The organism is Stenotrophomonas sp. YJH_SMC_20 (assembly GCF_059367845.1).
Window position 1 is genome coordinate 19,258 of the sequence record NZ_JCAFRG010000017.1, and the last position, 9,685, is coordinate 28,942.

The 9,685-nt window shown below is 63.7% G+C and carries 10 protein-coding genes and 2 pseudogenes; 4 read left to right on the top strand and 8 right to left on the bottom strand.

Annotated features, from left to right (window positions below; genetic code table 11):
- Positions 1–14: 14 nt before the first annotated feature.
- Positions 15–221, top strand: a complete 207-nt coding sequence (locus tag AC5P6A_RS20715; protein ID WP_005410107.1) for a hypothetical protein — start codon at positions 15–17, stop codon at positions 219–221.
- 22 nt (positions 222–243) lie between these two features.
- On the opposite strand, the gene AC5P6A_RS20720 is transcribed toward AC5P6A_RS20715, so the two are convergent.
- Positions 244–750, bottom strand: a complete 507-nt coding sequence (locus AC5P6A_RS20720; protein WP_171952959.1) for a GNAT family N-acetyltransferase — start codon at positions 748–750, stop codon at positions 244–246.
- A gap of 245 nt (positions 751–995) precedes the next feature.
- On the opposite strand from AC5P6A_RS20720, the gene AC5P6A_RS20725 reads away from it, so the two are divergent.
- From AC5P6A_RS20725 to AC5P6A_RS20735, 3 genes are read left to right on the top strand one after another with little or no spacing between them, the layout of a single operon-like run.
- The gene (locus AC5P6A_RS20725; protein WP_155029771.1) at positions 996–1,667 is read left to right on the top strand and encodes a hypothetical protein; all 672 of its coding nucleotides are present in this window, start codon (positions 996–998) and stop codon (positions 1,665–1,667) included.
- Positions 1,668–1,710: 43 nt separating this feature from the next.
- The gene (locus tag AC5P6A_RS20730; RefSeq protein WP_155029772.1) at positions 1,711–2,364 is read left to right on the top strand and encodes a hypothetical protein; all 654 of its coding nucleotides are present in this window, start codon (positions 1,711–1,713) and stop codon (positions 2,362–2,364) included.
- Positions 2,361–3,686, top strand: a complete 1,326-nt coding sequence (locus AC5P6A_RS20735) for an XVIPCD domain-containing protein (protein WP_346715066.1) — start codon at positions 2,361–2,363, stop codon at positions 3,684–3,686. Before AC5P6A_RS20730 ends, AC5P6A_RS20735 begins: the two co-directional genes overlap by 4 nt.
- A gap of 52 nt (positions 3,687–3,738) precedes the next feature.
- On the opposite strand, the gene AC5P6A_RS20740 is transcribed toward AC5P6A_RS20735, so the two are convergent.
- From AC5P6A_RS20740 to AC5P6A_RS20770, 7 genes and pseudogenes are all read right to left on the bottom strand, one after another.
- A complete protein-coding gene (locus AC5P6A_RS20740; RefSeq protein WP_229301550.1) occupies positions 3,739–4,656 on the bottom strand; it encodes a hypothetical protein in 918 nt (305 codons plus the stop codon).
- A 398-nt stretch (positions 4,657–5,054) separates the two neighbouring features.
- Positions 5,055–6,062, bottom strand: coding sequence for an XVIPCD domain-containing protein (locus tag AC5P6A_RS20745; protein ID WP_155029774.1), 1,008 nt, complete (start codon positions 6,060–6,062; stop codon positions 5,055–5,057).
- Positions 6,063–6,119: 57 nt separating this feature from the next.
- Positions 6,120–6,656, bottom strand: coding sequence for a hypothetical protein (locus tag AC5P6A_RS20750; protein ID WP_032954278.1), 537 nt, complete (start codon positions 6,654–6,656; stop codon positions 6,120–6,122).
- A gap of 770 nt (positions 6,657–7,426) precedes the next feature.
- Positions 7,427–7,900: a DUF4189 domain-containing protein gene (locus AC5P6A_RS20755; RefSeq protein WP_346715093.1), complete on the bottom strand. Its 474-nt coding sequence runs from the start codon at positions 7,898–7,900 to the stop codon at positions 7,427–7,429.
- Positions 7,901–8,092: 192 nt separating this feature from the next.
- Positions 8,093–8,283, bottom strand: a pseudogene (locus AC5P6A_RS20760) (TrbL/VirB6 family protein); the annotation flags it as partial.
- A 313-nt stretch (positions 8,284–8,596) separates the two neighbouring features.
- On the bottom strand, positions 8,597–9,109 hold the full coding sequence (locus AC5P6A_RS20765) for a DUF4189 domain-containing protein (protein WP_095377170.1): 513 nt from the start codon (positions 9,107–9,109) through the stop codon (positions 8,597–8,599).
- A 57-nt stretch (positions 9,110–9,166) separates the two neighbouring features.
- Positions 9,167–9,685, bottom strand: a pseudogene (locus AC5P6A_RS20770) (type IV secretion system protein); the annotation flags it as partial.

Genomic DNA, 9,685 nt, shown 5'->3' on the forward strand with positions numbered 1-9,685 from the left:
AAGGAACGCCGTGCATGGATGGTGCAAAAGCCCTGCTGACCCTGTTTGCGCTGGGCATCAGCCTGGTCTGGATCCTGGTGCCGTTCGCCATCTTCGCCGTGCGCAACCTGCTGCGTGAGGTACTGGTCGAGCAGCGCCGTACCAACGAACTGCTTGAACACATCGGCGGCTACCGCATTCCGAAGCCGCAACCCGAACCGACCGTCTGGCGGGCGCCCTGAGCCGGAACGTGCCAGGCCCGGATCAGGCCGTCGCCTCGAACGCCGGAGAGTACTGCACCTCGCCCTGTGCCAGCGGAGGCTGCAGGCAAAGTGCCTGGAAGTACTCTGCGGGCACACACGGCAGGACCAGGCCCGGCTCGGCACGGAAGCCGAAGCGACCGTAATAGGCCGGCTCGCCCAGCAATACACAGCCATGTGCACCCTGCTGACGCAGTGCTTCAAGTGCGGCGTGCATCAGGGCCGCACCGATGCCCTGCCCCTGCCACGCGGGTAAAACCGAGATCGGCCCCAGGCCGAACCAGCCCGTGCTGCCATCGCTGATCGTCACCGGCGACAAGGCAACATGCCCGACGACCTGCCCGTCCTTCTCGGCGATCAGCGAGAGACTCAGCTCTCCACGCGAACGCAGTGCATCCACAATGAACTGCTCGGTATGGCTGCTGTGCGGGGCTTCGCGGAAGGCTGCCTCGGTGAGTGCGTGGATGACAGCGCGGTCTTCGCGGATTTCAGGGCGGATCGTGCAGTTCAAGGAGGGCGCCTTCAATGAAGTGATGGACATGTGAATGATTGATTTCAGTCACGGATTCAGCAGCAGACCTGCCTCCGGCAGCAATGCCAACGTGACGATCGCGAGCCTTGTGCGGCAAGCAATCCGCCCGGGCGATGCTTCCCCGGGCGTCAAAAATCCGTCTCCGAGGGTGGCACAGCGCTCCCGGCACGTTCCATAATCGAGAAACCTGCCACCCAGGAAGGATAGATGGACATGGACGCACGATGCAGGCTCGCGCCATGCGTGTAGCTCGCCCCGAACCCAGGGGGCGGCCGCTGCTGGCATTGCTCGCCCTCGTCCCGCTGGCGGCATGTTCGCCCTACGCCGATGCCGAGCGCGACGTCGCCGCGGGTGGACGCGGCCTGGCCAAACTCAACCCGGCGCCGAAGCAGGCCTACGAACTGGTGCTGACACTGAAGGACGCGCCGGGCCCGTTCGCGATCGTGGAGGGCGTGGCCCAGTATGACGTCAGCAACTACGAAGACTGCGGGCGGATACTGCCTGCAACAGGCACTGCGGGCCGCATCACCAGCCAAGAGCCCGTCACCCTGCACAAGGTCAGCGAGAACGAGTACCGCGGCACGTTCCACCTGGACCGCATGCTGGATGAGGACTACTACGGGCGCGGCGCCTGCGTTTGGACGCTGACGGGCGTCGGTGCGATGTTGCGCGCCACGACCAGCAAGGCGGATACGCGATTCCTGACGTTCGTCGACAAGAAGCGCATGGAGAACGACTCGCCTCTGACGCTTTATTACCCGAACCTTGTCTATCCGCGCGCCGACACTGTCGCCAATTTTGGTGCCAGTGGCGAGGAAGCTCCGTCGGGGTACAGCGAAGATCTGCGCGACGCGCTGTTCTCAACCACCACCACTGTGCAGAAGCTCACGCCATGAGCTGCCAGTGCCTCATTCACCCCTATCCCCAAGGAGGCCGACATTGCGCCACAAGATGATTCCGTGCCTTGCTCTGCTTCTGTTGACCGCCTGCCATCCGGAGACCGCCATGAACCAGGAACGTGCCGCTGCTGAAGCCGATGTCGCCCAGGGTGGGCGCGGCCTCGCAAAGCTCAACCCCAGCCCGCGCAAGGCCTATGAACTGGTGCTGCGCCTGAAGGACGCCCCGGGTGATTTCGCTGTGGTTGAAGGCGTGGCCCAGTACGACGTCACCAACGAAGACCAGTGCGGCCACATCGAGCCGGCCACCGGCACGGCTGCTCGCATCACCAGCCAGGAGCCGGTGGAACTGCGCAAGGTCGCTGATGGCGAGTACCGCGGCACGCTGTATGTGGACCGCATGCTGGACGAAGACTACTACGGCCGCGGCGTGTGCCATTGGGAGTTCACTGGCGCTGGGGCGATGTTGAAGGCGACGGGCGCTGAAGAAGAGACCCGCTTCCTGACTTTCGTCAAGGCCGAACCGCTGACTGAAGGCAAGACCCACACGCTTTACTATCCGGACGCAGCCTATCCGCGGGCACCACTTGCTGCCAACTATCCGGCCACCGGCAAGGCTGACCCGGCTGACTACGTTGCTGAACTTCAGGGCAAGTTGTTCACGATGAGTCTCAGCGCCAGCGAGGTTACCCCATGACCATCAGCACGCAGGATTATGCGGCGCTTTCCGACGATGCCTACAAGGATCGCGCTGTCGGCCGGAGGCGTCCGGGGGAAGAAGAGCTCGTCACGATCAACGGGCATGAATACAAGATTCTCGATCACGTCAATAATCGGCTCAATGGTTACCAAGGCACGGTTTATCAGCGAGCCGACACCAACGAGATCGTGGTCGCTCATCGCGGCACCGAGCAGATAGCTCGTGATGCCATCCTGACCGACGGCGGCATGGTCGTCGCCCGCACCAATGTGCAAGCGCCCGATGCCATTGCGTTGACCAAGAGTGCACTGGACTACGCGAAGCAGGACGCCGCCTTTGGAGGCCGTGCTCCTGAGGTCACCGTCACCGGCCACTCCCTCGGCGGCGCTCTGGCCCAGATCACCTCGCACCATTTCAATGTCAAGGGCGAAACCTTCAACGCCTATGGCGCGGTCAGCCTCGGCTACCGCATCCCGGAAGGCGGCAACACCATGATCAATCATGTCATGGCCTCAGATCCGGTCAGCGCCGCCTCGCCGCACTTCGGCCAGGTGCGCATCTATGCCAAGCCGGAGGAGATCAGGACGCTGTCTGCTGCCGGTTTCAGCAACCACTCGTTGCGCGCCCTGATTCCAGACTACCCGGTCATCGCGGCAGCCAGTTCTTTGGGCTCCCACAAACTGGGTAACTTCCTCGATCAAGGCTCGGTGCTGAAGCACCCGGAAACCCAGACGCTGGCGAAAGACAACGCCAGGATGATCGAGGAGTACCGCGACGACGTTGAATCACTGCGCCGTGGTGTCACCCGCGCGGCGCGGGGCATTCCAGGCGGCGCCGTCGATCTGTACGACCACATCCGCGGCCCGCTGCAGCCCGGTGAGCCGGCACGCCACGAAGCGGAGAAGAACGGCCATCACACCAGCATGCTGCGCATGGACGATCCCAACCATGTGGGCAACCCGCTGTTCAACGACGCGATCCGTGGCGTGCACGCGCAGGATGTCCGCGTCGGCCGGGTACCAGACGTGATGAGCACGCAACTGGCAGGCAGTCTGGCCGCCGAAATGCACGCAGCAGGCGGCAAGCGCATCGACGAAGTGGTCATGAATGCGGATGCCTCGCGCAGCTTCGCCGTGCAGGGCCAGGGCGGTGACCCCGCCCACCTTCGTGTGTCGGTGGATACGGCAGTGGCGATGAACACCCCGCTGGAACAGAGCACCCAGCGCATCGACCAGCAGGCCGCCGACCAGCGCGTTGCGCTGGAGCGCGACCAGCAGCTGGAACAGCAGCGGAACCAGACCCGCAGCCTGCAGGCCTGATGCAGCGCGGGAGCCGGTCAGCCCGGCTCCCGCATCACTTCGAGACTCCGGCTCAGGGGCTGGACGCTGCCATTGGCACGGATGCTGCGGCCGTCACGAACAGATCGGGCCCGGAATCCGGGAATCCGCCACAGGCGCGATCGCCGGGTGCCACCGGGTCACAGGGCCACTGCGCGCGCGCGACCTTCTCGCGCAGCTCGAAGCGATCACCGGTCCAGACCACGAACGCGATGTGCTCACGGTTCCAGTCACTGTAGGCGCGCGGACCACCCTTCTGCGCCGACTCCGGGTATTGCACGAACCAACGCATGGCCGGGCCGTACTGCAGCTTGCTGTGGTCCAGGCTGATCCGGCCCTCACGCGACAGCTGGCGCGCACGATCGGCCTCCGTGACCGGGGGCATCGTCGGCATGGCATCGGCGGTCACATCCCGCGGCGCCGCATCCCCGCGGACCTGGTACACACGCTGGGCCACATAAGCCTCGCGGCAATCACCTGCGGGCACGCGGACCGGCTCCGCGCCGTACTCATCACGGTTGGCGACCTGGTTGCTGCAAGTGAACGGCGCCGACACCAGATAGAACGTGCTGTCGGCGTCGCGCCCTTCCAGCGAACGCACCCAGATGTCGCCCATCCGCACGATGAAGTCCGGGCGCTGGCCATAGCCCGGCACAGCCTTGAACCAGGCCTTCTGCCGCACCTCACGCGCGCGCCAGCTGCGCGGCAGGTGGACGTCCTGCGCGGGCAGCGCGACCAGCAACGCGGCCAGATGCGCCGGCATGGTGCCCTGGCAGGCACCAATCAGCAGGTCGCCTTGGGTCGCCAGCCGCCCGGCCAGATCCACCGGGCAGCGGGCACCGAGCGCCCGCTCGGTCGCCTGCTCGGGCGGCAACGGCACGATCGCCAATGCGGGCGGTGCGGGCGCTACCGCCGGAACGGTTGGCTCGACGGTGGCAGGCGGTGCAGCCACAGGCGCCGTCGCTGCGGGCGCAACGGGCGCCGGCGCCGGGTCCGCAGCCGGTACTTCGGGAGCCGGCGCCGCGACAACGGCGTCGGCCGCCGCGGGCGCTGCAACGGCCGCCGCCTCTGCAGGCGCCTCAACGGTAGCCTCGGCAGCGGGGGGGCGTCTCCACCACAGATGCCGCTGCCTCCTGAGCCTGTGCCGCCCCCGCGACAAGTCCAAGTGACAACAGCCAGACCGGCGGCAGGCAGCGCACGGATGCATTGCAGCGGGCAGCGGCGTGCCGGGTATTCGAGGGAACGATTCGCATGTGGTGTCCTTACGAGTGGGTTTCCATGTCGGCGCCACAGGGCGCCACGCGTCGTACGTAAAGCGCCTGCGGGCACTCTGCCCGCCGGCATCAGGTGCTACAGGGATCGAGAGCGCTGCTCCTGCTCGCGGGCGAGCGCGGCCGCGGGGTCCTGCTGAGCGACACTGGCGGCCAACTGCTGGCTGCTCTGCGCCAGCGGCTGCTGCGCCGCCTGTTCGCGCTCGACCGAAGCGCGCAGCATGGCCGGGTCACCCAGCGCGCCCTGCACGGCAAACAACGTGCGGCCGTCGTTGCCAGCCAGGAGATGATCGATGCGCGACATCCCCGCCTTCTGCGCGCTCAGCGCCAGTGCGCCGGCAGCGTTGTTCAGTTCCTGCACGCTGCGCAGACCGCTTTGTGGTCCCATCTGCTGCAGATGGTGGCGGGCGCCCTGGAACAGGGCATGCCCCGGCGCGCCAGGCTGCGACATGTCGCGCACGGTGGCCTGCTGGGCCGGCGCCCCGACTTCGCCCCGCTCCAGCCGCGCCATCACATCAGGCGTCAGCTTCTGCTGCCACACCTCGAATCGCTGCTGGCGGGCCTCGATGCCGTTCAGGCCACCATTGATCGCGCGCGTCGCTTCACGCACGTCCTCGCGCGCCGCTTCCGGCACCCGCGTCTGCCACTGCCACACGGCAATGCGGCCTGCGTGCTCGGGCTGCGCGGCCAGTTCCGGGTGATTCACCAGGTCCAGATCCAGCGCCTTGCCGGCACGCTCGTAATTCTCCTTGCCGACCAGAGGCAGATAGCCACGGCCGTGATACTTCAGCGCATCGCCAGGCGCGTCATTGCCCATACGCCCGCCATACATCAGTTCGGCCAGGTTCTCCGGCCGCCCACGCAGCGCCTCCTGGCGCGCGCTCTCAAGCGCACCATTGCCATTGCGCCACGCCGCTTCCACCGGGATCTGCGAGATACCCCGGGTGAAGTTGAAACTTTCATTGAGCCGGCTCAGGCCACGGGACTCGTGCCCGGCCTGCGCCATGAAGTTGGCCAGTTCCCGGGACGAGGTCATGCCGGCCTCTGTGGCCTGCCGCAACAGCTGCGACTCCCTATCCTGCGACACGGTGAAACTCCTGCTCGATCATCGTTGGATACTCCCGCCTCCTCACCGGCATGGCACTCAGGGCAAGCTGACGTCGGCGACGACGGACGGATCGAAATCCTCGAACCGCACCCGGCCAAGTTCGGCGGCCGAGAAGTCACGCGTATGGGTGGCCTCGGTCTCGGTGTCGACCACCCTGCGCTGCACGCCATGCACCCAGCACGCCTGCTCGGCAGGTGCATACCGGAACGTGTAGACGCTGCTCCAGCGTTCGCGACTGCCGCCGTTGGTGATCACACTGAACGCACCATCCTCGATGGTCACGTAGGCGAAGGGATCGCCGGCAATGCCTCCCCGGGTGGAACACGGCACCAGCTTGTCGTTGCGCGCCGCCAACTGCCATCGGCCCGTGGCGTCGCCCAGCAGCAGCAACAGCACCCGGTTGGGACCGTGCTCGCCGGGCAGCAAGCCCTCCGGAGGAGGTTGGTCGATCACCAGCAGCTGGTCCTGGAAACCATTGCCGGTCAGATCACCGCGCACGGCTTCCAGCAGGTTCGCGCCGGACGGAACGAACGCCAAGGCATTGTCCATGTGTACGCCACTCCCCTTCTCCATCCCCTGCAACTCCTTCAATCCCGTCCTGCCAGTTCCCGAGCGGAGGCCGGAAACGGGGCGATGCCTCGCACGTGCCCTGCGGCCGCCATGGCGGATGATAGCCCCGAGCCCACGGCAACCGCGATGGTGGCAAGCGTCACCCGCATCGCGGGGGGACACAGTCCTCATGGACGGAAAAGCTCCTGCGTTCGATGGCACCGGCGCGCCGGGATTTTGACGCGCACGCAGCTTACTTCGAGGAGGCGGGGCTCGTCGAAGGGGGCTTGGGATGAAAAGCGCACTTGATCACATAAAAAGCGGGGTTAACGTGAATGGATGCCTACCCGCCCTGGCGTCGGGCACCGCGCTGGAGTGTGCCCGGGCGTTCACGACAGCCACATGGCTGCGGATATGCCATGGGGACGCCTCAGCGCTATCTGGAAGAATCTGGCTGCCAATGTGAGACGCATCAGCAAAAGTGTCGTGGGGATCAGGCCCATGCCGCCCCGCTGCGCCAACTGTGCGGGCATGCGATTGCTAAAGGCAACGGCCAGAGAATGCTTGTTCACCAGCGCTATTGTGCTAAGCGAAGTCGACGCCAAAATTACCATGCCCCAGACTGGGGCATCCCCCATGCAACTGCATTCAAGTGACTAGTGACGACACCCAGCATTACCACCTTGATCAGCAGTTCCGGCTTGCCCATAAATGAGATGGCCTGCTCTTCAGCAGGCCATGCCCATCATGCAAAGGCCGATTCATAATCCCGCCTATGACTCAACTGGCATAGATCAGAAAGATTCAAATATTGGCTCAGCACAATCCGTGTACAACACCTTGCATTGCCCACCACCGTTCTTCGCACAGTAGGAGAGAACCCGACTGGTCGCGTCCTCTCTTGAGCCGGCGACTGAAATGGAAACTATCCCCTTACTGCCCGGCTCAGGGTCAGCATATGCGACGCACTGGTTCTTGTAAGTTGTATCGATCTTGCAGTCTTTCGCCCCGTGTGTCGCGCACCGAGCAAGCGCTTCTGAGACGGCTTCTCGCTTGGAGCGCCTTCCAACTGAAGCCCCCATATCGCCCGTGCTTGCCGCCCCCGCAATTGCACCCCAAGTCTTGATCCAACGCCCAGTAGCAATAGGACTGCTCTGCACGCCTTCAGCACCGGAGCCCGGAATAGGTGCGCATCCACCTACTCCTTGACCACCGACCGGGTACTGCCTTGGCGGACAACGCCCTTCCGCTTTCGCCTCACCCGTCATAAAAAAACATAGGAGCAAGCCGGCAGGAATGAAGGGCAATATGTATTTCACACTTTTACTCCGTTATGTATGGCGGCTATTGATTGCCGGGATGTGCAGCTCTGAGGCCGGTTTCGGCAACCCTGGTGGAATCTGACGACGGAAGAGTTGAACGTGCAGTCGCATGACGATCAAGCGCACCACTGTCTTGGCCAGAATGCCCCTTCTCCGGAGCGGCCGGCGTGTAATAGCTACCCGGCGGCTGCCCACTCGGGCCCGGCGCCTGAGCCACCGGGCTACCACCTATCTGCGAATATGCCATGAAGCTACCCAAGGTGCCTTGGAAGAACATGGCCGCCATTGGCAACAGTCAGAATCGTGTTCGCCAGGATCAAGCCCATGCCGCGCTACTGCGCCGTGAGCGTCACCCGCAATACTCGCCCTCAGAGCCGTCAACGACGAAAAAGTTCCTGCGTCTGAGGGGCTGATGCGTCAACATTTTTGACGCGAACGCACCCTACTTCGAGGAGGGATTGCTCGCCTAACGGAACTTGGATTGAGAGGCGCTCTTGATTGAAAAAAGCGCAATCACCATGAGTGGCTACCTACGTGACTCAAGCGCCAAGCAGCAGTCTCACCTAGAGACAGATGCCACTAATCTGCCAGAATACGATAGACGCTGGACGTCGGATGTATCAACGCAGCTCCATCGAGCAATCAGAATTCTTGGAAGATCGGCTCACTGCAATCGGTGTACTTGATCGTGCACTGCCCACCGCCGTGAGCAGCACAGTACTTCAGAACCTCAGTGGAAGCAGCCTCTCTCGTTGGGCCGCCGGCCATTGAAATCAAGCCTTTAGAGCCCGGAGCCGGATCCGCGTAAGCGACGCACTGGTTCTTATACGTTATCCCTACAGTGCAATCCTTCGCACCATATGTCGCACACCGGGACTGAGCCTCAGCGACAGCCTCGGCCTTTGATCTCTTTCCAACCGAAGCTCCCACATCACCGGTCGCAACAGAACGGGATATGGCTCCCCAGGTTTTGATCCACTTACCTATCGCACGCGGCCCGGAACTCCCCTCACCCTGAGAGGCTGGAATCGGGGCACAGCCACCCGCACCCTGCCCGCCAATCGGATACTGACCTGGCGGGCAGCGCCCCTCCCCATAAGCAACTAGTGGGGCAAGAATCAGGAGAATCAGCAATAGAAAATTATTCATTCTCATAAGAAGCGACTCGACAGCAGATCAAGAATTTTTGCCAACTTGCGGCGACGCATCAAGTTAACGATTCACCCCGCGAAGGCCCGTGTCGTGAATCGTCGGCGCTGAGTTCTGTGGCAAGGCCATGCGAGCTGTCCCGGAAGCCGCGTCCTGACCCGCCGTCGGAGCCTCAGTACTGCTAGAAGGCTTCGGCGGAGCGTAATAGCTCCCTGCCGGCTGGCCATTCGGACCAGGCGCCTGAGCCACCGGGCTGCCACCTATCTGCGAATATGCCATGAAGCTACCCAAGGTGCCCTGGAAGAACATGGCCGCCATTGGGGGCGCAGTCAGAATCAACGTCGTCAGGATCAAGCCCATGCCGCCCTGCTGCATCGCCTGGCTGTCATGCCGTCGCTGGAGGCGCCTTCGAGTAGGAACTTGTTGACCAAGGCGGTGGATCAGAACGCGGTCGAGACACGGATCACCATGTCCAGCGCGATCGATACCATCGCTGCCAGTACCGCCATCGAGAACATCGTGCCGATGCCGTAGAACAGCCATCGCTGGAACAGCTGCTTGGTCTGGTCGAACAGCAGACAC

Bases quoted from the DNA above. Each gene is read 5' to 3' on its own strand.
- AC5P6A_RS20750 (WP_032954278.1), bottom strand. From the start codon at position 6,656: ATGGAGAAGGGGAGTGGCGTACACATGGACAATGCCTTGGCGTTCGTT.
- AC5P6A_RS20725 (WP_155029771.1), top strand. From the start codon at position 996: ATGCAGGCTCGCGCCATGCGTGTAGCTCGCCCCGAACCCAGGGGGCGG.
- AC5P6A_RS20765 (WP_095377170.1), bottom strand. From the start codon at position 9,109: ATGAGAATGAATAATTTTCTATTGCTGATTCTCCTGATTCTTGCCCCA.
- AC5P6A_RS20755 (WP_346715093.1), bottom strand. From the start codon at position 7,900: ATGACGGGTGAGGCGAAAGCGGAAGGGCGTTGTCCGCCAAGGCAGTAC.
- AC5P6A_RS20735 (WP_346715066.1), top strand. From the start codon at position 2,361: ATGACCATCAGCACGCAGGATTATGCGGCGCTTTCCGACGATGCCTAC.
- AC5P6A_RS20715 (WP_005410107.1), top strand. From the start codon at position 15: ATGGATGGTGCAAAAGCCCTGCTGACCCTGTTTGCGCTGGGCATCAGC.